Genomic DNA, 20,774 nt, shown 5'->3' with positions numbered 1-20,774 from the left:
TGCAAAGCTGGCGAGCAGGCGGTCCCCATTGCGCCTGCTGTTTGGAGGGCAGTGCTTTCAGCACGATGCTCTCCAAGGCTGCTCCAAAACAACTGGACGCACGTGTCAGCATCCTTCCTGGATCTCGGATCGCACCGGGTTGCGCAGCACGCCCAGTTTGCTCACCTCGACTTCCACCATGTCACCATCCTTCATGAAGACAGGCGGCTGACGCCGCGCGCCAACCCCGCCGGGCGTGCCGGTGACGATGACGTCGCCGGGAGACAGCGTGACGAAGCTGGAACAGTACGCGACCAGCTCAGGGATGGCGAAGATCAGCATGTCGGTGGTGGCACGCTGCATGACTTGTCCGTTGAGGCGGGTTTCCAACATGAGAACCTCGTTCTCACCGATCTCGTCGCTTGTCACCAATGTCGGGCCGAAGCCCCCGGTGTGCTGGAAATTCTTGCCCGGCCCCCATTGCGAGGTGTGCGTCTGCCAGTCGCGGATGCTGCCGTCGTTGTAGCAGGCGAAGCCGGCGATGTAGGAGAAGGCCTGGTCCTCGGGAATGCGGCGGCCACGCTTGCCGATGACCACGGCGATCTCGCCCTCGTAGTCCAGCCGCGCTGACTCTAGCGGCAGCAGGATCGGCTGGCCGTGACCAACCTGCGACTCAGCCACGCGCAGGAAGATGGTGGGGCGCTCGGTGCGTTCCTTTTGCGTTTCGCGGACGTGCTCTGCATAGTTGAGGCCGGCACAGAGGATCTTCTCCGGGTCGGCCACCACCGGCCGGTACGCGTCGAGGGTTTCGGCAGCCGGCAAGTCGGCGGCATGCCTGCCGGCCTCGTCGATCAGTGCGTCGACGGGCCGCCGGCGCAGCGCCTGGCCCAAGTCGGTCAGCCCAAGCCTTGCGCCGAGGTCGATCACGCCGCCGCCGGCGATGGCGCCGAAGCTGTTCCGGCCCTGGTGGGTGAAGCTGATGAATTGCATGGGGTGTTCCCTGATTCGGGCTGTTTGTGCCTCGATACGCCGCCCGGCCGCAGATGCGTCCGCACGAGTCATCAAGGCGAACTTGTTGTTATCTGCCTTCTCCCGCAAGCGAGCGAGGAGGAAATCTGCCGGTCATTCGTGATCGCGCTGCCTGCAACGCATTTCCCCTCGACGCAATGCGCGCTCATGCCGGCCGGACCAACATACAGATAGCCGTCGCGGTTGCCACCACTTGGCCGTCCTGGCGCAGTTCCCCGACCACGTTGCAGACATTTCGGCCGCGCCGCTCCAGGCGCGCCCGCCCTTGCAGCGGCCCGGCCTGCGCCGGTCTCAGGAAGGAGAGATTTAGGCTCAGCGTGGCGCAGAACTCGCCATCGGCCAGCGTCGCGGTGACCAGCATCGCGGTCACGTCGTCCAGCATGGCGCCCAGCATGCCGCCCTGCACCTGGCCGGCCGGATTGAGGAATGTGCCGGTGGCAAGGTAGTCGGATTCCAGCGTGCCCGCCTCCAGGTCGGCAGCGCGTACTACGCCGCCAAGCAGTCCGGCGACAGCCGGGGCGGGTGCCTGCCCGCGCTGCATGCGCGTGAAATAGTTGACGTCGCTCATCGTATGCATCCCAAATCAACGGCCGGCAAAGCGCGGCGCGCGCTTTTCCCGCCAGGCTAGTGCGCCTTCGCGCAGGTCCTCGGAAGCATCGGCCACAGCGATGTCTTGTGTCAGCTCAGCGGTATCGAGCTCGCCACGCGCGATGCGGTTCAGGTGTTTCTTCATGCCAAGCAGCGCCAGCGGTGCCATGCCGGCCAGGCTCTCGCTCGCCTGTGCCGCAAGCGCCTGCAGTGCCTGCTGGCTGTCCTCCAGCCGATCCAGGTACCCGCAGGCCAGCATCGCGGACGCATCGAATTTGTCGGCCATCAGCAGGATGCGCTTGGCCGTGGCCAGGCCCAACCGCCTGACATAGCGCTCCAGGCCGCCGCGGTAGAACAGCAGGCCCAGGCGCGCGGCTGGGACGGACATCTCGGCGCCGGCGGCGCCGAGCCGGAAGTCGCACGCCAGCGCCAGGTCGGTGGCGCCGCCGTACACGCCGCCGTGCAGTATGGCAATGGTGACTGGCCGCGCCTGTTCCAGCGCATTGGCCAGTGCCTCGAAGCGGGCACCGACATCGGCCCCGCCGAGGCGGCCGATATTGAAACCGCTGCAGAAGTGCCGGCCCTGCCCTTCGATACGCAGCACGCGCACCCGGGTGTCACCGTTCACCGTCTCCAGGTACTCACGCAGCAGGTCGAGGTCTTCGGGCTCGAGGCGGTTGGCCACGTCGGGCCGGCGCAGCGTGATGACGGCGACGTGCCCGTCGACCGCGAGTTCTGGCGGCTGTCCTTGCGGGGTCTCGGTCATGGTATCTGGCTCCGCTCAGTGAAAGCCGTAAATCCGCATCGTGGTCTCGCCCGCCTCCACCCGCTTAAGAATGGCGGCTTCGGTGGCCTCGCGGTCCCGGGCCTTGTCCACGACCTCCCCGGCGCGGGCGCGCGGCACCACCACCACGCCGTCGCAGTCGCCCACGACCAGGTCGCCCGCTTCCACGCGGGCTCCGCCGATCAGCACCGGCGCATTGAGCCAGCCGATTGCGCCATAGTCCTTGCCGGTACCGCGGATGCACAGGCCGCGCGCGAACACCGGGAAGCCGATTTCCTCCAGCAGCACGCCATCGCGCACGCAACCGTCGATGACCAGCCCGCCAAGCTTCTTCACTTTTGCCGCAGTGGTCATGATCTCGCCCCAGTAGCCGTGCTCGTAGGCGCCGCTCACGTGCACCACCAGCACGTCGCCGGGTTGGGCGATATCCAGCGCGCGGTGCAGCCACAGGTTGTCGCCGCCAGGCGAATGGACAGTCAGTGCCGGGCCGCAGACGCAGAACTCCGGTGCGATGGGCTTGATAGCGGGCGACACTACGCCGATCTTTCCGCCCGCTTCATGCAGCGTGGCGGTGGGCAATGCGCGCGCGTCGTTGACGATCTCGGCGCTGACGCGCTCGAATTCGCGGATCGTGGTGCTGGTTGCGTCGTGTTCCGCCATGGTCAGGCTCCCTTGGTCTGCAGCTGGTGGTAGCGGAACTGGCGGCGCGCCTCGTCCAGGCGCATGCCGCCACGCGCGGCTTCGCGGATGGCGTTCTCCGCGTGCTCGATCTGCTCGGCGGTGTCGAGCACAGCGGTTTCGTGCTCGCGCGGGATGACCACAACGCCGTCGGCGTCACCGCGCAGGATGTCCCCAGGCTGCACGCGCGCATCGCCGATATTGACGACCACGTTGGTGGCTTCCACCTGCACGCGGTCCTTGCCCGTGCGCATCCAGTGGTCCTTGCTGAACACCGGGTAGCCGAGCTGGCGGCACAGCGCGACGTCACGGCACACGCCGTCGATCACGGTGCCGGCAATGCCGCGACGGTGCGCGATCTCCGTGAGGATGTCGCCCCACACCGTTGCGTTGTCGCGGCCACCGTTGTCGAGCACAAGGATGCTGCCCGGCGGCACGTCGTCAATGTAGTCGCCCACGGTGCCGGGCGGGTTCGATGCAGGGCCGTACAGCAGCGTGTAGGCGCGGCCAGCCGTGGCGAAGCCCTCGCCTCGGGCCTTGATGCGGTAGCACTGACCCGCGATGCCGTGCTTGTCCAGCGCGTCGCTCAGCGTGGCCGTGTCCAGCTTCGCGGCGCGCGCGACGTTGATGTCCTGTTGTTCGCTCATGTCTCTCAACCCTTCAGCATGTGTTCATAGTTGCCGCCCATGACTTCCCCGATGGGCGTGCCGCCCAGGATGGCTTTCGCCATCACGGATTCCTTGCGCACGATGGCTTCGGCAGTCTCCAGTACGCGCGCGATGTCGCGCGCGGCGATGAAGATCACGGCGCTGCGGTCCGCGACCACGTAGTCGCCCTCTTCCACCGTCACGTTGCCGATCTGCACCGCGACATTGGTACCTTGCTCGACCACGCGGCTGCGGGCGGTAAGCGCGGTCAGCGCGCGGCTGAACACAGGGAAATCGAAGTCGAGGGCTTCGTCGATATCGCGCACCGGGCCGTCCGCCACGACGCCAGCGATGCCACGCACCTTGGCCCCGAGCGACAGTAGCCCGCCCCAGCTTCCCGCCTCTACGCCGGTACGCTGCTCGACGACGATGATGTTGTTCGGCCCGGCCTGCTCGATCGCCGTGCAGCCGAGATGGCGCGTCGGTCCGGGCGGCGGTGCGCCGGTGCCGAGCTTGACGGTAATGGCGCGGCCGGCAATGCGCCCGGCGCCGGAGCGCTGCGGCAGGCCCGTCACGGTGCCCGGCAGCTGCAGCTTGTCGAGCGCGTCTGACACCGCGCAGCAGTCGAGCCGGCGCAGGCGTTGTACATTGGATTCGATTTCACTCATGGTCGTTGGTATGGCTCTGTTCAGTGGTTCAATCCAGGGTGTGCCAGGCCGCGAAGCACAGGCCGGTGCCGGTCAGCGCAGGCGTGCGGTAACCCGGGACATAGGACACCCATTCAAGGTCGAGGTCGCGCACGGTCTCCACGGCGATCAGCCAGTTGCGGATCTCGGAGCTGCCCGCCTGGAGCTGGCGCGGGTCCAGCGATGCGAGAAAGCCGGTGTCCTTCCGGCGGATGGCGTCGATGATCGCGTTGTCGAGCTCGGCATCCACCACGAAGTGGCTCAGCCCGCCCGAGGCCAGCACGCCCACGCGCAGCTCTTCGGGATAGGCGGCAATCAACTCGCGCAGCGCGGCGCCAAGCTGGATGCAGCGGCGCGGCGTGGGCTGGTTGGGCGGGTCGAAGGTGTTGACGATGACCGGCACCACTGGCAGGTCCAGCCCCTGCAGGTAGCGGCGGTGGATAAACGAGAATGCATGGCCTTCGAACTGGCCGCGCTCGAGCCCGTCCATGGCGGCGATGTCGAAGTCACGGTCGCACAGCTCACGGATCATCCAGCGGCCCATGTCGGCGTCGACAGGGTAGTCACGGTCGACGTCGGGCTCCTGGCGTGCCATGCGGGCCTTCTTGTACCAGCTGTCCGACTGGCTCTCTTCGCGCTTCGCATTGCGGATGGTGTCGCCGTAGTAGATCGCGAAGGCCGGGTTGTTGGTGGTGCGGAACAGCTCGGTCTGGTCGTCCCCGACCACGAGCAGCACGTCGAGCCGGGCCGCGCGGATGCGCTCGCGCAGCTCGTCCATGGCGGCTTCGGCCTGGTCGTAGCGCTCGCCCATGCGTTCGGGCGTCACCATCGTCTCGGCATCGGCCGGGGCGACCGCAAGCAGCGCCTCATAGGTGGTCGGGTTGCCGGCCCGGTCGAAGTAGTGCGGGTTCTTCGGGTCGACCTGGCGGAAGCCGTGCTGCCAGTCTTCACGCTGGCACACCAGCATGATGCTGTGGGAGGAGCCGAAAGCGGCGACGAGTCTTGCCATGGAAGTGTCCTTGCGTTCAAACGATGTAGGCGGCGCGCAGTTCGTCGACCTGGGCTGCGCTGTAGCCGAGTTCGCGCAGGATGTCGTCGGTATTGGCGCCCTGATGCGGTGCTGGTTGCGGCGGCAGGTTGCGCGGATAGCGCGACAGGCGCATCGGCTGCCCGACGAGCGCGACGTCGCCAAGTTCGGCGTGCTGCATCGGCCAGGCCACGCCAAGGTGCTTCACCTGCGGGTCGGCAAACACCTGATCCACGCGGTGGATAGGGCCGCACGGCACGCCGGCCTTCAGTAGCCGCTCGGTCCATTCGGCGGTGGTGCGCGTGCGCAGCGCGGCTTCGATCGCTGCATTGACCTTGTCGCGGTTGCGCACGCGTTCCGGATCGGAACCCAGGCCGGGTTCGTCGACGAGGTGCGGCACTTCCAGCGCCTCGCACAGGCGCTTCCACATGGTCTGGCCGATCGCGGCGATATTCAGGTAGCCGTCGCTGGTGGCGAACACGCCCGTGGGCACGGTCAGCGGATGTTCATTGCCGGTCTGTTCGGGGATCTTGCGGTCCACCAGCCACTGCGCGGCCTGGAAGTCGAGCATGGCGATCTGCGCTTCCAGCAGCGAGGTCTGCACCCACTGCCCTTCGCCCGATGCCTCACGCTCCAGTAGTGCCGTGAGGATGCCCATCGCGCAGAAGTGGCCCGCGCACAGGTCCGCAAGCGGAATGCCGACGCGCATCGGGCCTTCGCCCGGCTTGCCGGTCACGCTCATCAGCCCGCCCATGCCCTGCGCAATGGAATCGAAGCCGGGCCAGCCCGCGTAGGGACCGTCCTGACCGAAGCCGGAAATACTCGCGTAGACCAGCCGCGGGTTGATCGCGCGCAGCGCGTCCGGGCCGATGCCAAGGCGGTGCTTCACGTCAGGACGGTAGTTCTCGATGAAGACATCGGCGCGGCTGACCAGCTCATGCAGGATCTTCACGCCCCCCGGGGTCTTCATGTTGAGCGTGAGGCTTTCCTTGTTGCGGTGCAGGTTCTCGTAGTCGGCACGGTTGTGGTCGCGTCCGCCGATCATGTCGTCGCCGCCCGGCGCGCCCGGCGGGATCTCCAGCTTGATCACGCGCGCGCCCAAGTCGGCGAACAGCCGCACCGCGGTGGGGCCGGCGCGCACGCGCGAGGCGTCGAGGATGGTGAAGCGGGACAGCGGGCCTTTGCGCTCGCCCGTGCCGTGTACGTTGTGTCGGGTATCAGCCATAGTCGTTGCCTCAGGTCCTTATGCCGGGGTGAACATCGGCACGGCGTAACCGCCGTCGCTCGGCTTGAACACGACCTTCACGCGCTGGCCGATCTCGATCTCGCGCGGGTCGCAGTCCACCAGGTTGGTCATCATCGTCACGCCTTCGTCCAGCCGGACGTAGGCGAGCGTCCAGGCGGCCTCGCCCTTGCCCATGGTGCTGAACGAGTAGACCGTGCCGAAGCCGCCGGCGTCGCGCCATTCGGTGCGGTCGGACTGGCAGTGCGGGCAGATGTCGCGCGGGTAGTAGTGCGGCGCGTGGCAGTCCAGGCACGCTTTCAGCACCAGGCGGCCGGCATCCGCAGCCTCCCAGAACGCCTGGCTTTCCGGCAGCGTGCGCGGCGCGGGAATCTTGCGCGGACCGGCTGGCGGCGCCTTGGCGGCCGGGTTAGCAGGGGTGGCAGGAGTGGCGGGTGTGCTCATGGTGTTCATTCCCTTTCAAGAATCAGCGTGGCTGCGGTGTGGCGCGAAGCCAGTGCGCCGCCAATGCCGCTGGCCAGTGCCAGGTCGCAGTTGGGGACCTGCACCGCGGGATGCGCCTCGCCGCGCAGCTGGCGCACCGCCTCGATTACCTTAGTGACGCCGCCGCGGTTGGCCGGATGGTTGTTGCACAGGCCGCCGCCATCGGTGTTGAACGGCAGGCGCCCCACGCCGGAGATCAGGCCGCCGTCGGCGACGAATTTGCCGCCCTCGCCCTTCTTGCAGAAGCCCAGGTCCTCGAGCTGCATCAGCACAGTGATGGTGAAGCTGTCGTACAGCGATGCGTACTTGATGTCGGCAGGCGTGATACCGGCTTCGGCAAACGCGGCCGGGCCCGACCATGCGGCGGCCGACCATGTCAGGTCGATGTTGCCGCCCATGCCGTGCTTGGGCGCCTCGCCGGTGCCGCGCACCTTCACCAGTGGCCGCTTGAGCTGCCGGGCGATCTCGGGGCGCGTCACGATCAGCGCGCCGCCACCGTCGCTCATGACGCAGCAGTCGAGGCGGTGCAGCGGGTCGGCCACCATCGGCGAGCTGACCACGTCTTCCACCGTCACCACATTGCGCAGCATGGCGTGCGGATTGTGCTGGGCATGATGGGAAGCCGCCACCTTGATCCACGCGAGCTGCTCGCTGGTGGTGCCGAACTCGTACATATGGCGTTTGGCCACCAGACCGTAGAGGTTCTGCGTGGCGGGGCCGAACGGCAGTTCGAAGGCCACCTCGGGCGCATCCGGATCCGGTGCCCTCAGCGCGAGCGAGGCGCCGGCCGCGCGGGGACGGCCGGCCAGCGTGATCAGCGCGATATTGCAGCGCCCGGCGGCAATGGCCTCGGCCGCGTGGGCGACGTGCAGGATCGGCGCGGAGCCCCCGCATTCGGTGGAATCCACGTGGCGCGGCTTCAACCCGAGGTATTCGACCACAGTGGTGGTTCCCAGGCCTGGCGCGTCGCCCGCGCAGAAGTAGCCGTCGATATCGGCTGCGGTCAGGCCGGCGTCGGCCAGCGCGCCGCGGGCGACGTCGGCGTGCAGGCGCATCACCGACAGGTCGTCGGCTTTGCGGGTGGGATGCTCATAGGCTCCCACAATGTAGGCGGATCCGTTCAGGGTCATGATGGAATACGAGAGCTAGGGAAGCTTGCGGGATGCGAGGGCTTCATTGGTCGGGCGTGAAGCCGCTGGCCTTGATGATCGGGCCCCAATAGGCCAGTTCATTACGCTGCAGGCGGTCGAGCTCGGCTGCCGGCCGGAAGTCGGGATTCAGCGTTGCCCTGGTCTGCAGTATGGTGCGGACATCTGGCATGGCGAGCACCTTGCTCAGTGCGGCCTGCATGCGCTCTAGCTCCGCCTTCGGCGTGTGCGCGGGCGCCCAGATGCCTGCCCAGGCGTCACTGCCGTCGACCGCCACGCCCTGCTCGGTCACCGTGGGCACACCGGGGAGCAACGGCGAGCGCGCTGCGCCGAACACGCCGACGATGCGGACCTTGCCGCCCTTGGCATGCGGCGCGATATCACCGGCGGTCATCACGGCCGAAGCCAGCTGCCCGCCTAGCAGGTCAGTCACGAGCGGGCCGTTGCCCTTGTAGGGCACGACACTCATCGGTACGCCGATTGCCTTGCCGAACTGCAGGCCAGTGAAGTGCGTCTGCCCTCCCAGGCCCGCGGTGCCGAACATTGCCTTGCCCGGATGCGCCTTCGCCCAAGCCACGAAGCCCTTCACGTCATTGACGCCCGTCTGGCTGCTGACCACAAGGGCCAGCGGGTAGGAGATCACCACCGCCACCGGCGCCAGGTCGGACAGCAGGTCGTACTTGAGCGTCGCGGGCGGATACAGCAGCGTGGGAAAGACCGTGGTGGCATTTGGCGCCACCATGTAGGTCAGGCCGTCCGGGGCGCTGTTCTTCAACATCCCGGTGGCCACCCGRCCCCCGGCGCCGGGCCTGTTATCGACAATCACCGGCTGGCCGAGCATGCCCTGCAGCTTGTCTGCCAGCACGCGCGCGACGGTGTCAGTCGAGCCGCCTGGGGGGAAGCCGACCAGGAACTTGATCGGCGGCTTTTCCTGCGCGTGGGCACCGCATGCGAATGCCAGCCCGAGGGCGAGTGCGCCGCATGCGGACCGGATGGTGTGGATGAGGGCCATGTCTTTGTCTCCTGTGTGTTTCTTGTCTGAACGGGCAAGGCGCGATAGGAAGGAGTGTTCAAGATGGACGACCGCCTTCTCCCCTCTCTCGCCTGCGGTCGGAGGGGGCAGAGCGGCCAGACCGATCTGGAATGCGTGCTAGGGCTGCCGGGCAAAACTGCCCAGGTGATGCGCGGCGTCGCCAAACAATTGGTTGATGACCATCAGGCGCTTGGCGTAATGCCCCACCCTGCATTCGTCCGTCATACCCATGGCGCCGTGCAACTGGATGGCCCACTGTCCGACCTGCCGCCCCGCCTGCCCGATCACAACCTTGGCGGCGGACACCAGCCGGCGGCGCTGCGCGGGGTCACCATCGGCCACCGCCATGGCTGCCACGCAGGCCATGGACTTGCATTGTTCGAGCGCGATCAGCATGTCGGCCACGTGGTGCTGGAGCACCTGGAACTTGGCCAGCGGCGTACCGAACTGCTTGCGGTTTTTTAGGTGCTCCGCGGTCAGGTCGAGCAGCGCTTCCAGCGCACCGGTCGCCTCCGCGCACAGCACGGCGCTGGCACGGTCGGCAGCTGCCTGTATCCACGGCAGCGCGTCGCAAGTCTCTCCCACGACCGCGTCGGCGCCCAGGCGCAGCTGGTGCAGCGTCAGGTGCGCGGCGCTGCGGCCATCAAGCGTGCGGAATTCGCGTATGCCTAGGCCGGGCGTGGCGGCCTCGACGAGAAAGAGCGTCACGCCCGCTTCGTCGTTGACCTCGCCCGCGGTACGCGCGGCCACGATGAAGGCGTCGGCCTGTGCACCGTCGAGCACAAGCGTCTTGGCGCCTTCGAGCATCCATCCCTGGCCGTCCGGCTGGGCCAGCGTGCTGACATGCGACAGGTCATAGCGGGCGTCCGCCTCGCCGATGGCCAGCGCCAGCCGCGCCTGCCCCGCCGCCAGCGCCGGCAGCCATTGCCGGCGCTGCGCGGGCGTGCCCGCTGCATCAAGCAGTTGCCCGGCCAGCACCGTGCTGGACAGCCAAGCCCCGCCGCCCAGCGCCCGGCCAAGTTCCTGGGCTACCAACATCATTTCGGCCGGCCCTTGCTCGCCGCCGCCCACGTCCGCCGCGAGCGGCAGTCCGAGCAGGCCGAGGTCGGCCATGGTGGCCCAGCGTGCCTCGGCCTCATCGGCAGTTTCGACATTGCCACGGCGATGCTCGGGGTACTCGCCGTCGCAGAAACGGCGCACCGCGTCGCGCAGCGCAATATGTTCGTCGTTCAGAGAGAAATCCATGGTCTCGGTACGGTGTGTCAGGCAGCCAGAAAGGCCTTGCTGATCAGGTTGCGCTGCACTTCATTCACGCCGCCGTAAATCGACAGCTTGCGGGCATCGAGGTAGTTGGCCGCCAGCGCCGATAATTCGGCCGGGCTGGCGGTGTCGTCCAGTTCGCCGCGCAGCGCCGCTTCCTCAAACGGCACCGCGTGCGGGCCGGCTACTTCCACCAGCAGTTCGTAGATGGCCTGGCGCAACTCGGTGCCGCGCACCTTGAGCATGGACGCCTCCACCGCTGGCACCCGGCTCTGCTGGTTGTCGCTGAGCATGCGCAGCGCTGTAAACTCCAGCGCCATCAGCTCGATCTCGAACTGGGCCAGACGCGACTGCAACACCGGATCCTGGTCCAGCCCCTGGCTCGCTGCCAGCGCGCGGGCACGCCGCAATTGCTGCTTGCAAGAGCCAATGCCGGCGATGCCGGTGCGCTCATGACCAAGCAGGTATTTGCCGTAGGACCAGCCGTGGTTCAACTCGCCCACCAGGTTCTCCACCGGCACCCGCACGTTGTCGAGGTAGCACTCGTTAAGATCCGTGCCGCCCTCCAGCATGCGGATGGGCCGCACCTGCACGCCGGGGCTATTCATGTCGATCAGCAGGAACGAAATGCCTTCCTGTGGCTTGGCCGCGTTCGGGTCGGTGCGCACCAGCGCGAACATCATCGAGCACCAGTGCGCGTACGAGGTCCACACCTTGTGGCCGTTGACCACGAAGTGCCTGCCATCCGGCTCCAGCACGGCCGTGGTCCGTACTGCGGCCAGATCGGAACCGGCGCCCGGCTCGGAAAAGCCCTGCGCCCACCAGGTCTTGCTCTGGCGGATGTCAGGCAGGTACTTCGCTTTCTGCTCAGGTGTGCCAAAGGCGATCAGCACCGGCCCCAGCATCTGGATGCCGCTGGCGATGATGCGCGGCGCCCCGCCCAGCATGGTTTCCTCGTCGAAGATGTACCGCTGCACATGGTTCCAGCCCGGACCGCCGTATTCGACAGGCCAGCCCGGCGTCAGCCAGCCGCGAGCCTCCAGGATGCGGAACCAGGTCACGTAGTCAGCGTGCTCCAGGCGCAGGCCGAACTCAACCTTGCGCCGGACGTCCGTGGGCAGGTTCGCCATGACGAAGGCGCGCACCTCCTGGCGGAACGCTTCGTCGGAGGGAGAAAATGTCAGCTTCATATGTATAGGCTGTGTATTTGATTCGCGTAGATGGGCCGTGATTCACCGGGCTTGCGGGCTGCAGACCACCAGCGCGTCCAGCGCCAGCACGCGGTCGGGATAGGCCACCAGCGGGTTGATGTCGATTTCAGCAATCGCCGGGTTGGCGCGCATCTGCTCGCCGATCAGCCTTACCGCCCGGGCAATGGCTGCCTCGTCGACGGCGGCCTCGCCGCGGACACCGCGCAGCAGCGAGGCGGCCTTCAGGCGCCCCAATTCCTGCATCACGTCGGCCTCGCAGAGGTCGGCCGGCACCAGGCGAACATCCTTCAGCGCCTCGATCCACACGCCACCCAGGCCGACCAGCACCACCGGACCCCAGCCCGCATCGCGCCGGGCGCCGACCACCAGCTCCAGACCGCGCTGCCCCATCGCCTCCACCAGCACGCCGTCTAGCACCAGGCCGGGGCGATGCGTTGTGATGTTCTGCTGCAGCCGGCCCCAGCCGGCGCGCAGCGCGGCTTCGTCAGCCAGTCCGACAATCACGCCGCCCACATCGCTCTTATGCGGCAGTTCGCTGGCCTGTGCCTTGATGACGACCGGATAGCCAATGCGCGTGGCGATGGCGACCGCTTCGTCAACGCCGGTAGCGAGCGCGCCCTCGGGCACGGTCAGGCCCGCAGCAGCCAGCCACGCCTTGCCCTGGTATTCCGCGAACACGCCCGAAGGTGGGATCGCGCCCGGCAACGGTACGGCGGCGGGAACGGACTGGCTGGCACGGCTGGCACGCTGCAGCGCCTCGCCGTAAGCCGACACCCTGGCGAGCGCGCGCAGCGCTCGGTCGGGCGAGCGGAAGAACGGCACGCCACTGGCGCGGATGGCGTCGACAAAGAAGGGCTCGATTGGACCGCTGTCGCCGGTGACTACCAGGACCGCCGGCTTGCCCGCACGGGCCAGTGCGGGAACGATATGCTCCGCCTTGTCACGCTGGGCCACTTCCGGGCCGGCCGGGATGCTCAGCACGATGCTGCCCACTGCCGCATCAGAGAGCATGGTCAGCAGGACCTCACCGACCAGCCCCGGCTGGCGCACGCCAATGGTGGTGTAGTCCAGAGGGTTCTCGGCCACCGCGTAGTCCGGCAACATAGCGGCAAGGCGCGCGGTTGTCTCCTCGCCGAGCGGCGGAAGGTCCAGGCCCAGCCCGTCACAGAAATCCAGCGCGACGTTCTTCATTGCGCCGGAACCGGTCATAAAAGCCGGGCCACCAGCTGGCGGCACCGGAAAACGGAGCAGGATTGCTGCTGCGTCAACGAGCTCGTCTGGCGTATCGACTAGCACCACCGCCTCGCGCGTCAGCGCCACGCAAGCGGTGGCGTGGTCGCCGGCCAAGGCGCCGGTGTGCGACTGAGCGGCCTCGCGGGCACGCTCGCTGCGCCCGGGCATCAGCATCACGATGGGCTTGCCGGCCTCGCGCGCCCTGCGCGCCAGCGCAAGGAAGATCTTCGGACGGCGCACCTGTTCGGCGTACACGGCCAGCACGCAGGTTTGCGGGTCATCGATGTAATGGGCAACGAAGTCCTCGACGCCGAGCGACGCCTCATTGCCCGTGGATACCACCGCGGTCAGCGGCAGGCCCCGGCCCACGAAGGCATCGCGCATGTTGGCGGCCATCGCACCGCTTTGCGCCACCACGCCAATTCCCGGGCGGTCGCCGCACGGGTATGGCTGCACGGCCTCAAAGGTCACCGGCACGTTGGCCGCGAAATTCGTGAAGCCCATGCAGTTCGGGCCAAGCAGCGCCATACCGCCGTCGCGCGCCACGGCGGCCAGCCGTTCCTGCCGCTCGCGGCCAGCCTCGCCGGTCTCGGCGTACCCGGAGGCGAACAACACTGCAGCCTTTGTGCCCCGCGCAGCCAGGGTTCGTACGGCATCCAGCACGCCGGCCTCGGGGATCGCCAGCACGGCCAGGTCGATACCTGCGGGCAGCTCGCCCACCGCCTTCACGCAGGCTCGGCCATTGATTTCCGTGCTACTGCGGCTGACCAGGTGAACAGCGCCGGCGTAACCGAAGCGTTCGAGGTTTGCCAGCACAAATCCGCCGAACGAGCGGGCATCCGCCGACGCACCGACGATGGCGATAGAGGCCGGCCGCAGGACGCTGGTCACTGCGGCTACCGCAGCTTCGGCGGTCTTATCGGCCTGCTCGCCGGGAAAGTCAGAAGTCTTCATTGGGTAAGTTGTCCGGTAAAAGAGGAAGGCGCCCCGTGTTGATCGAATTCTGGCATACCAGAAGCATAGTTTCAATACACCACAAACAGCAATTTGTTCATCAGTCGTAGGTGGTTTCCCTAGGGATAAGGCTGCTGACTTCAGGGGGACGCACCGCATTTGTGGCGTGCCCAGCTCTCTTGCAAGCGCGCTCCAGCCACATGACTTTGTCACGGCCATGCAGCCGAAACCCAATACTGGCATGGGATCGCGGGGAGCCCTGGCAGTTTTTCCTCCGCTGACACGCGGTCGCCCTTTCCCAGCATAGAAGAAAGTGTCGCCAGGAATTTCGACGTCCTCAGTCGAAACATCAATCAACCTCTTTGCATACCACGAACATTTTGTTGTATATTTTTGTGCAACATGAAGCCAAACGGCAGCAGCCAATTCGTATGCAACAGACTCCCCTTGCCCTGATGCACCTGCTTCGGCCCACCGGGCGCCACAGCCGGGCGGAAGACATCCGCGCCACGCTGGAGGCTGAGATCGAGGCTGCCATCCTGTGTCCGGGCTGGCCGCTGGACGAACGGGAACTAGCGCAGCGCTTTAGCGTTTCGCGCACACCCGTACGGGAAGCCCTACAGCAACTGGCGGCGCACTCACTGGTAGACATGGCCCCGCGACAAGGTGCGACGGTGGCGCGCCTGTCCGTCGGCAAGGTACGGGCGATGCTGGAATACGTGGGTGAACTGGAGTCGTTAGCCGCAAGGCTGGCGGCGCGCCGCGGCGACGAAGCGCTGTATGCCGCGCTCGAATCAGGCCTGTCGCTATGCCGCCGGATAGCGGCGGCCCCGGTTCCAGAAGGCTACGCAGCCGCAAACGAGGCCTTTCACGAAGCCATCTACCGGGGTTGCCGCAACGACTACCTGGCCAGCCATATCCGCGCGGCGCGGCGGCGCCTGCAGCGCTACCGGATGCGCGACTTCGCCACCGGCCAGCAGGTTGCCAAATCACTGGAAGACCACCAGTGCATCGCCCAAGCCATTCGCACCGGCAACGAGCAGCGGGCCGCCGCCGCCATGGCCTTGCACGTGCCCGCAGGCACCACCGGTTTCGCCGAATTCCTGGCGACTGTGCCGGCCCATTTCTTCGACGGCGGCCACACCGCCACCCTTTGATCCCAGGCATCCCATGACCAGACCACCCCGTTCGATCGATGTGCCCGGCCTTGCACACAACGCTCCCATCCCCACCGGCGCGCGCCTTGGCAATGTCCTCTGTTCCTCCGCTATCGCGGGCAAGGATCTGACCACCGGCGAGCTGCCGCCCGGGGCCGCGACACAGGCCTTTCATGCATTCCGAAACCTGGCCAGCGTGCTGGCAGCAGGCGGCGGCACGCTGGCGGACGTGGTGAAACTGACCATCTACGTGAAGGACAACAGCGTGCGCGACGCCGTCAATGCCGAGTGGCTGAACTGCTTCCCCGATCCGGAAGACCGGCCCGCGCGGCACATCGTCGTGTATGACCTGCAGCACAGCATGCTCCTGCAACTCGAATGCCTGGCCGTACTGGCCGGCGCAACCCAAGGCTGAAAACCATGATCATTGATTCCCACGCCCACGTCGTCATGCCCCCCGAGAGCTTCCGCTTCATGGCGGAACTCATTGGCGGACGCGCCAATCCCTCGACTACGCCGAAAATTCCAGACGCATCGGTGCGCAAAGTGGCCGAAGAGCTGGTGCGCAGCATGGATACCGTCGGCACCAATGTGCAGTTCATCTCGCCGCGGCCTTACCTGCAGATGCATTCGGTCAAGCCGGGCCGCGTGACCGACCTGTGGTCCCGCCACTGCAACGACATCATCGCCCGCTTCGTGGCCATGTTCCCGGATCGCTTCCGCGGCGTGGCCGGACTGCCGCAGCACATGCTGGAATCCCCGGCCGAGCGCGCGGTGCCCGAGCTCGAGCATTGCGTGAACGAACTGGGTTTCGTCGGCTGCCTGATCAATCCGGATCCCACCGAAAGCGAAGGCCCCACGCCGCCCGGGCTCGGCGACCCGTTCTGGTATCCGCTCTACGAGGCCATGACGCGCCTCGACGTGCCCGGCCTGATCCACTCCGCCGGCAGCTGCAGCGCGCGCGAGTCGTACACGCTCAAGTTCATCAACGAGGAGAGCATTGCGGTCATTTCGCTGCTGAACTCCAGGGTGTTCCAGGACTTCCCGAACCTGAAGATCGTGGTGGCGCATGGCGGCGGCGCCATTCCCTACCAGATGGGCCGTTTCCGCTCTTGGTCGGTGCGCAAGGGCGATACCGTCACGTTCGATGAGCAGCTGCGCAAGCTGTACTTCGATACCTGCAACTACTCCACCGAGGCCATTGACCTGCTGCTGAAGGTGGCCGGCACCGACAACGTTCTGTTCGGCACCGAGAAACCGGGCACCGGCAGCGCGCGCGACCCGCTGACCGACCGTGACTACGACGACATGAAGCCTGTCATCGAAGGAATCTCGTGGCTGACCGATGCGCAGCGCAAGAACATCTTCGAATGCAACTGCAGGCGCCTGTACACCCGCGCCTTCCGCACCGACGAGGAGTGCTGAGATGCCCCTGACCCGCGAAGACAACGACCTGCTCACGCGCGTGGAGAACGGCGCGCCGATGGGGGAGATGATCCGCCAGCACTACTGGATTCCGGCTGTGCCCTCGGCCAAGCTGGTGGCCGAGGGCGCGCCGCTGCGCGTGCGGCTGCTGGGCAACAACTACGTGGCGTTTCGCCGCACCGACGGCGCCGTGGGCGTGCTCGACGAGCTGTGCCCGCATCGCAAGACATCGCTGCTGATGGCCCGCAACGAGGACAATGGCCTGCGCTGCATCTTCCACGGCTGGAAGCTCGGCACCAGCGGCGAGGTCATCGAAGCGCCGAACCACGTTGGCGACCAGGCCCAGTTCTGCAAGCACGTGCGTGTGAACCGCTATGGCGTGGAAGAGCGCGGCGGCATCGTGTGGGTATGGCTGGGCAAGGGTGAACAGCCGCCGAAATTTCCCGACCTGCCCTTCACTTCGCTGCCGGAAAGCCAGCGCTCGGTCACCAGCCAGGAAGTGCCGACCAACTGGGTGCAGGGCGTGGAAGCCTCGATGGATTCCTCCCACGTGGGCGTCCTGCACGAGTCCACCACGCAGATCACGGCGGGCTCGGGCAATGAGCGCCTGCATATGACCAAGGCGCTCGCGCCGCGGCTGGAATTCGAGGATCGCCCTTACGGCTACCGGTACGCCGCGCTGCGGCCGCTGCCGGAGGACAAGCTCTATGCCCGCGTGAACAACTTTGTCATGCCGTGGTACGGCATCATCTGCGCGCCGGATGAAAAAGGGCCGAGCACGGTGTTCTTCTCCACGCCGGTGGATGACATCACGCACCGCGCCTGGTTTGTCCATTTCAATCCGCACCGCCCGCTCGGCATGACGGTGATGTCGGCCACGCCGGACGTGTGGAATTTCCCTCCGCTGCCGCCGGGCACGCCGGCCGACAACTGGGGCCAGAACCGGGACCTGATGCGCCGCGGCCACGCCACCGGCTTCCCGCAGCACCTAGGCACCGAGGACTTTGCCATGTTCATCGGGCAAGGCCCCATTGCGGACCGCACCACCGAGCAACTCTGCTCGGCCGACGGCGCGGTGCTGCGCGTGCGGCAGGCGCTGCTGAAATCGGTGCGCGAGTTCATGGCGGGCAAGACGCCCACGCTGGCCGATAACCCCGAACTCGACTACAGCCGAATCAATTCCGTCGGCGGCGTGCTGCCTGCCGGCGCGGACTGGCGCTCGCTGACCGCTGCCCCCTGAGCGCCGCGACACACAGACCGACAAGAAGACGGAGACAACCATGACCAGCCCCCTGCGCCGCCGGCTTCTGCTGGCGGCCTGCGCCGGCCTTTGCACCCCCGCGGCATCATATGCCCAGCTGCGCGGCAAACCGGCCATCCGGATCCTGGTGGGCCTGCCGCCCGGCGGCGGCACTGACGCCATCGCCCGCTACTTTGCCGATTCTCTGCCGGCGCTGCTCGGCCAGCCGGTGATCGTCGAAAACCATGTGGGTGCGGGCGGCCGGCTGGCGGCCGACGTGCTCAAGTCCGCCGCGCCGGACGGGCTGACCTACATGATCGCCCCCAACGCCACGCCGACCTTCCAGACGCTGGTGTTCGGCAAGCAGCTCAAGTGGGATCTGTGGCGAGACTTCGCGCCGGTGGCGGGCCTGGTCTCTTACCCGACCGGCATGGCCACCGGAATGCAAACCGGCGCCACTGACGCCGCCGCATTCGTGCGATGGGCACGCGCCAATCCCCAACAGGCCAGCTTCGGCACGCCGGGGCTGGGCGGGCAGAACCATTTCCTGGGCATGCAGCTTGCCAAAGTGGCAGGCATTGACCTGTCCGTGGCGCCCTACAAGGGCACGCCGCCAATGATCACCGACCTGCTGGGCGGCCACATCCCTGCGGCCGTCACGCTGCTGCAGGACCTGCTGCGCCACCACCGCACAGGCAAAGTCCGCCTGCTTGGCATTTTCAGCGACAAGCGCTCGGCGCTGGCTCCAGATATTCCCACGATGGCCGAGCAGGGCTATGCGGTGACCTCTGGCGATGCCTGGACGGCCATGTGGGCTCCTGCGAAAACGCCAGCGGCCGAGCTCAGGCGCGTTCAGGCTGCGCTGAAGGCCATCCTGGCCGTCCCGCAGGCACGCCAGTCCCTGATGACGCAGCTCTCGGTGGTGCCCGACTTCCTCAACGCCGAGCAGATGGCGCACCGCCAGCGCGCCGAGCTGCAAACGTGGGAACCCATAATCCGCGCCTCAGGCTTTCGCGCGGAACTCTAGACGCAGGTTGGGCGAAAGTCCCTTCGCAGCCATACACGCCGCATTGGCGGCACTGGCGGCGCGGGCGTGGCCGCCCCCTGCTTCGACCGGAGACATCCATGAGCATGACCGACACCCTGCAAGTCCGGGTCAAATCCATCAGCTGGGAAGCGGAAGGCATCCTGGCCTTCGACCTGCGGCCGGAGCCACCGCTGCGCACCCTCCCTGGCTTCACCGCCGGCGCGCATATCGACCTGCACCTGCCCAACGGGCTGATCCGCAGTTACTCGCTGCTGAACGCGCCGTACGAACCGCACCGCTACGTGATCGGTGTCAACCGAGATGCGCAGAGCCGCGGCGGCTCACGCTACCTGCACGAGAGCCTTCGCCCCGGCGACGTTCTGACAATCAGCCCGCCGCGCAACAACTTCCCGCTTGACGAATCGGCACCCGTGGCGGTGCTGGTGGCCGGCGGCATCGGCATCACGCCGATCCTTGGCATGATCCACCGCCTGCGCGAACTGGGCTGTCCGTGGCGGTTGCACTACGCCGCACGCACCCGCAAGCAGGCGGCCTTTGTCGAGACACTGGAAGCCATGGCAATGGAGCCGGGCGCCGAGGTGCACTTCACCTTCGACCGCGAGGCCGGTGCCGAACGCCTTGACGTAGCGGCCATCGCGGCCGGCCTGCCAGCGGGGGCACATATCTATTGCTGTGGCCCGGTGCCGATGCTGGAGGCCTTCGAGCAGGCAACCGCCTCGCTTCCGCCGCAGCACGTGCACCGCGAGTACTTCGCCGCGCGCGAGAGCGCCGCCACCACCGGCGGCTTCACCGTCGAGCTGGCACGCAGCCGCCGCTGCATTGAGATCCAGCCCGGCAGGACCATCCTGGAATGCCTGATCGCGGAGGGCGTAGAGCCCATGTACTCCTGCCAGGAAGGCGTCTGCGGCACCTGCGAGGTGCGTGTGCTGGACGGCGAGCCAGACCACCGCGACCTGGTGCTGAATGCGGCGGAGCGCGCCGCCAACAACCGCATGATGGTCTGCTGTTCGGGCGCCAGGAGCCGAAAGCTGGTGCTCGACCTGTGAGCGCAGCACCGTTGAACCCGTACACGTGGCGCGACGATTCCTCGCGCGCAGCGAATCTGAAAGGAGCATGACATGAGCACCGCACTGGTGACCTATGAACTCGACGGCAAGGTAGCCTTGATTGGCCTGAACCGTCCCGAAAAGCGCAACGCCATCAACGAAGAGGTGGTCTGGGCCCTGCACGATGCCGTGGTGCGCGCCGGCGAGGAAGCCGATGCAGGCGTGCTGTTTGGCCATGGCGGCAACTTCTGCGCCGGACTGGACCTGAAGGAAGCGCTGGCGCGGGCTTCGGGCGAGCAGCCCCGTCCCGCTAAGCGCACACGCCACTCCTGGCATACCGTGTTCGATGTCATCGCGCGCGGCCCGATTCCTTTCGTCGCCGCGCTGCATGGCGCCGTGGTCGGCGGCGGACTGGAACTGGCCACGGCCGCCCACATCCGCGTGGCGGACGAGTCGGCCTTCTTCGGCCTGCCCGAAGGACAGCGCGGCATCTTCGTCGGCGGCGGGGGCACGGTGCGCATCCAGCGCATAGTGGGCTACACCGTCATGGCCGACATGATGCTCACTGGCCGCCTGCTTAACGCGCAGGAAGGCGAGCGCGAGCATATCGTGCGCTACGTGGTGCCGCAAGGCCAGGCCCTGGACAAGGCGCGCGAGCTCGCCGCGCTGATCACCCGCAATACCGCCGATACGAACTGGCGCATCACCAACGTGTTGCCACGCATCAATGACCTGTCGCACGACGACGGCCTATTCGTCGAATACCTGACTTCCAACATCCCGCGGCCGCCGGAAGCGGCCAAACGCCTGCGCGAGTTCGTCGAAGGACGCGCCAAACCCCTCGCCACGCCCGGCGCGAAGGCTGACTGACCCAA

General features: G+C 67.0%; 21 protein-coding genes. 7 read left to right on the top strand and 14 right to left on the bottom strand.

Going from position 1 to position 20,774, the window contains the following annotated elements; all coding sequences use genetic code 11:
- Positions 1-105 precede the first annotated feature (105 nt).
- The 14 genes from AB4061_RS21060 to AB4061_RS20995 form a co-directional block, all read right to left on the bottom strand.
- The gene (locus AB4061_RS21060; protein WP_441637143.1) at positions 106-969 is read right to left on the bottom strand and encodes a fumarylacetoacetate hydrolase family protein; all 864 of its coding nucleotides are present in this window, start codon (positions 967-969) and stop codon (positions 106-108) included.
- A 184-nt stretch (positions 970-1,153) separates the two neighbouring features.
- Positions 1,154-1,576: a PaaI family thioesterase gene (locus AB4061_RS21055; RefSeq protein ID WP_441637141.1), complete on the bottom strand. Its 423-nt coding sequence runs from the start codon at positions 1,574-1,576 to the stop codon at positions 1,154-1,156.
- A gap of 15 nt (positions 1,577-1,591) precedes the next feature.
- On the bottom strand, positions 1,592-2,362 hold the full coding sequence (locus AB4061_RS21050) for an enoyl-CoA hydratase/isomerase family protein (protein ID WP_441637139.1): 771 nt from the start codon (positions 2,360-2,362) through the stop codon (positions 1,592-1,594).
- A gap of 15 nt (positions 2,363-2,377) precedes the next feature.
- Positions 2,378-3,040 carry a 4-carboxy-4-hydroxy-2-oxoadipate aldolase/oxaloacetate decarboxylase gene (locus tag AB4061_RS21045; protein WP_441637137.1) on the bottom strand — a complete coding sequence of 221 codons (663 nt, stop codon included), beginning with the start codon at positions 3,038-3,040 and terminating at the stop codon, positions 2,378-2,380.
- 2 nt (positions 3,041-3,042) lie between these two features.
- Positions 3,043-3,705 carry an RraA family protein gene (locus tag AB4061_RS21040; protein ID WP_441637135.1) on the bottom strand — a complete coding sequence of 221 codons (663 nt, stop codon included), beginning with the start codon at positions 3,703-3,705 and terminating at the stop codon, positions 3,043-3,045.
- A 5-nt stretch (positions 3,706-3,710) separates the two neighbouring features.
- Positions 3,711-4,373, bottom strand: coding sequence for an RraA family protein (locus AB4061_RS21035; RefSeq protein WP_441637133.1), 663 nt, complete (start codon positions 4,371-4,373; stop codon positions 3,711-3,713).
- A 28-nt stretch (positions 4,374-4,401) separates the two neighbouring features.
- A complete protein-coding gene (locus AB4061_RS21030) occupies positions 4,402-5,400 on the bottom strand; it encodes a protocatechuate 3,4-dioxygenase (RefSeq protein ID WP_441637131.1) in 999 nt (332 codons plus the stop codon).
- Positions 5,401-5,416: 16 nt separating this feature from the next.
- Positions 5,417-6,643, bottom strand: coding sequence for a CaiB/BaiF CoA transferase family protein (locus AB4061_RS21025; RefSeq protein ID WP_441637129.1), 1,227 nt, complete (start codon positions 6,641-6,643; stop codon positions 5,417-5,419).
- Positions 6,644-6,661: 18 nt separating this feature from the next.
- Positions 6,662-7,105 (bottom strand): Zn-ribbon domain-containing OB-fold protein, encoded by a 444-nt coding sequence (locus AB4061_RS21020; RefSeq protein ID WP_441637127.1) that lies wholly within the window; start codon positions 7,103-7,105, stop codon positions 6,662-6,664.
- 5 nt (positions 7,106-7,110) lie between these two features.
- On the bottom strand, positions 7,111-8,274 hold the full coding sequence (locus AB4061_RS21015; protein WP_441637125.1) for a thiolase domain-containing protein: 1,164 nt from the start codon (positions 8,272-8,274) through the stop codon (positions 7,111-7,113).
- A gap of 43 nt (positions 8,275-8,317) precedes the next feature.
- Positions 8,318-9,304, bottom strand: a complete 987-nt coding sequence (locus AB4061_RS21010) for a Bug family tripartite tricarboxylate transporter substrate binding protein (RefSeq protein ID WP_441637124.1) — start codon at positions 9,302-9,304, stop codon at positions 8,318-8,320.
- A gap of 138 nt (positions 9,305-9,442) precedes the next feature.
- Positions 9,443-10,570, bottom strand: a complete 1,128-nt coding sequence (locus AB4061_RS21005) for an acyl-CoA dehydrogenase family protein (protein WP_441637122.1) — start codon at positions 10,568-10,570, stop codon at positions 9,443-9,445.
- A gap of 17 nt (positions 10,571-10,587) precedes the next feature.
- On the bottom strand, positions 10,588-11,775 hold the full coding sequence (locus tag AB4061_RS21000; protein WP_441637121.1) for an acyl-CoA dehydrogenase family protein: 1,188 nt from the start codon (positions 11,773-11,775) through the stop codon (positions 10,588-10,590).
- A gap of 42 nt (positions 11,776-11,817) precedes the next feature.
- The gene (locus AB4061_RS20995) at positions 11,818-13,983 is read right to left on the bottom strand and encodes an acetate--CoA ligase family protein (RefSeq protein ID WP_441637119.1); all 2,166 of its coding nucleotides are present in this window, start codon (positions 13,981-13,983) and stop codon (positions 11,818-11,820) included.
- A gap of 431 nt (positions 13,984-14,414) precedes the next feature.
- Between AB4061_RS20995 and AB4061_RS20990 the strand changes: the two genes are divergently transcribed.
- The 7 genes from AB4061_RS20990 to AB4061_RS20960 all read left to right on the top strand — a co-directional run bounded on the left by AB4061_RS20990 (position 14,415) and on the right by AB4061_RS20960 (position 20,769).
- Positions 14,415-15,140, top strand: a complete 726-nt coding sequence (locus tag AB4061_RS20990; RefSeq protein WP_441637117.1) for a GntR family transcriptional regulator — start codon at positions 14,415-14,417, stop codon at positions 15,138-15,140.
- Between the two features lie 13 nt (positions 15,141-15,153).
- Positions 15,154-15,555 (top strand): RidA family protein, encoded by a 402-nt coding sequence (locus tag AB4061_RS20985; RefSeq protein WP_441637115.1) that lies wholly within the window; start codon positions 15,154-15,156, stop codon positions 15,553-15,555.
- A gap of 5 nt (positions 15,556-15,560) precedes the next feature.
- Positions 15,561-16,565, top strand: a complete 1,005-nt coding sequence (locus tag AB4061_RS20980; RefSeq protein WP_441637113.1) for an amidohydrolase family protein — start codon at positions 15,561-15,563, stop codon at positions 16,563-16,565.
- 1 nt (position 16,566) lies between these two features.
- On the top strand, positions 16,567-17,805 hold the full coding sequence (locus AB4061_RS20975) for a Rieske 2Fe-2S domain-containing protein (RefSeq protein ID WP_428179817.1): 1,239 nt from the start codon (positions 16,567-16,569) through the stop codon (positions 17,803-17,805).
- Between the two features lie 40 nt (positions 17,806-17,845).
- Positions 17,846-18,832 carry a tripartite tricarboxylate transporter substrate-binding protein gene (locus tag AB4061_RS20970; RefSeq protein ID WP_428179818.1) on the top strand — a complete coding sequence of 329 codons (987 nt, stop codon included), beginning with the start codon at positions 17,846-17,848 and terminating at the stop codon, positions 18,830-18,832.
- Between the two features lie 98 nt (positions 18,833-18,930).
- Positions 18,931-19,899: a PDR/VanB family oxidoreductase gene (locus AB4061_RS20965; protein WP_441637110.1), complete on the top strand. Its 969-nt coding sequence runs from the start codon at positions 18,931-18,933 to the stop codon at positions 19,897-19,899.
- Between the two features lie 72 nt (positions 19,900-19,971).
- Complete coding sequence (locus AB4061_RS20960) at positions 19,972-20,769, top strand: crotonase/enoyl-CoA hydratase family protein (protein ID WP_441637109.1); 798 nt, start codon at positions 19,972-19,974, stop codon at positions 20,767-20,769.
- Positions 20,770-20,774: the final 5 nt, after the last annotated feature.

Source organism: Cupriavidus sp. YAF13 (genome assembly GCF_052113425.1).
Lineage (GTDB): Bacteria > Pseudomonadota > Gammaproteobacteria > Burkholderiales > Burkholderiaceae > Cupriavidus.
The sequence above is the reverse complement of the archived record's forward strand: the minus strand, read 5'-3'. Positions and strand labels throughout refer to the sequence as shown.

What these genes read in the sequence shown, in the direction of transcription:
- AB4061_RS21060 (WP_441637143.1), bottom strand. Translation starts at nt 969, where the DNA reads ATGCAATTCATCAGCTTCACCCACCAGGGCCGGAACAGCTTCGGCGCC.
- AB4061_RS21055 (WP_441637141.1), bottom strand. Translation starts at nt 1,576, where the DNA reads ATGAGCGACGTCAACTATTTCACGCGCATGCAGCGCGGGCAGGCACCC.
- AB4061_RS21050 (WP_441637139.1), bottom strand. Translation starts at nt 2,362, where the DNA reads ATGACCGAGACCCCGCAAGGACAGCCGCCAGAACTCGCGGTCGACGGG.
- AB4061_RS21045 (WP_441637137.1), bottom strand. Translation starts at nt 3,040, where the DNA reads ATGGCGGAACACGACGCAACCAGCACCACGATCCGCGAATTCGAGCGC.
- AB4061_RS21040 (WP_441637135.1), bottom strand. Translation starts at nt 3,705, where the DNA reads ATGAGCGAACAACAGGACATCAACGTCGCGCGCGCCGCGAAGCTGGAC.
- AB4061_RS21035 (WP_441637133.1), bottom strand. Translation starts at nt 4,373, where the DNA reads ATGAGTGAAATCGAATCCAATGTACAACGCCTGCGCCGGCTCGACTGC.
- AB4061_RS21030 (WP_441637131.1), bottom strand. Translation starts at nt 5,400, where the DNA reads ATGGCAAGACTCGTCGCCGCTTTCGGCTCCTCCCACAGCATCATGCTG.
- AB4061_RS21025 (WP_441637129.1), bottom strand. Translation starts at nt 6,643, where the DNA reads ATGGCTGATACCCGACACAACGTACACGGCACGGGCGAGCGCAAAGGC.
- AB4061_RS21020 (WP_441637127.1), bottom strand. Translation starts at nt 7,105, where the DNA reads ATGAGCACACCCGCCACTCCTGCCACCCCTGCTAACCCGGCCGCCAAG.
- AB4061_RS21015 (WP_441637125.1), bottom strand. Translation starts at nt 8,274, where the DNA reads ATGACCCTGAACGGATCCGCCTACATTGTGGGAGCCTATGAGCATCCC.
- AB4061_RS21005 (WP_441637122.1), bottom strand. Translation starts at nt 10,570, where the DNA reads ATGGATTTCTCTCTGAACGACGAACATATTGCGCTGCGCGACGCGGTG.
- AB4061_RS21000 (WP_441637121.1), bottom strand. Translation starts at nt 11,775, where the DNA reads ATGAAGCTGACATTTTCTCCCTCCGACGAAGCGTTCCGCCAGGAGGTG.
- AB4061_RS20995 (WP_441637119.1), bottom strand. Translation starts at nt 13,983, where the DNA reads ATGAAGACTTCTGACTTTCCCGGCGAGCAGGCCGATAAGACCGCCGAA.
- AB4061_RS20990 (WP_441637117.1), top strand. Translation starts at nt 14,415, where the DNA reads ATGCAACAGACTCCCCTTGCCCTGATGCACCTGCTTCGGCCCACCGGG.
- AB4061_RS20985 (WP_441637115.1), top strand. Translation starts at nt 15,154, where the DNA reads ATGACCAGACCACCCCGTTCGATCGATGTGCCCGGCCTTGCACACAAC.
- AB4061_RS20980 (WP_441637113.1), top strand. Translation starts at nt 15,561, where the DNA reads ATGATCATTGATTCCCACGCCCACGTCGTCATGCCCCCCGAGAGCTTC.
- AB4061_RS20975 (WP_428179817.1), top strand. Translation starts at nt 16,567, where the DNA reads ATGCCCCTGACCCGCGAAGACAACGACCTGCTCACGCGCGTGGAGAAC.
- AB4061_RS20970 (WP_428179818.1), top strand. Translation starts at nt 17,846, where the DNA reads ATGACCAGCCCCCTGCGCCGCCGGCTTCTGCTGGCGGCCTGCGCCGGC.
- AB4061_RS20965 (WP_441637110.1), top strand. Translation starts at nt 18,931, where the DNA reads ATGAGCATGACCGACACCCTGCAAGTCCGGGTCAAATCCATCAGCTGG.
- AB4061_RS20960 (WP_441637109.1), top strand. Translation starts at nt 19,972, where the DNA reads ATGAGCACCGCACTGGTGACCTATGAACTCGACGGCAAGGTAGCCTTG.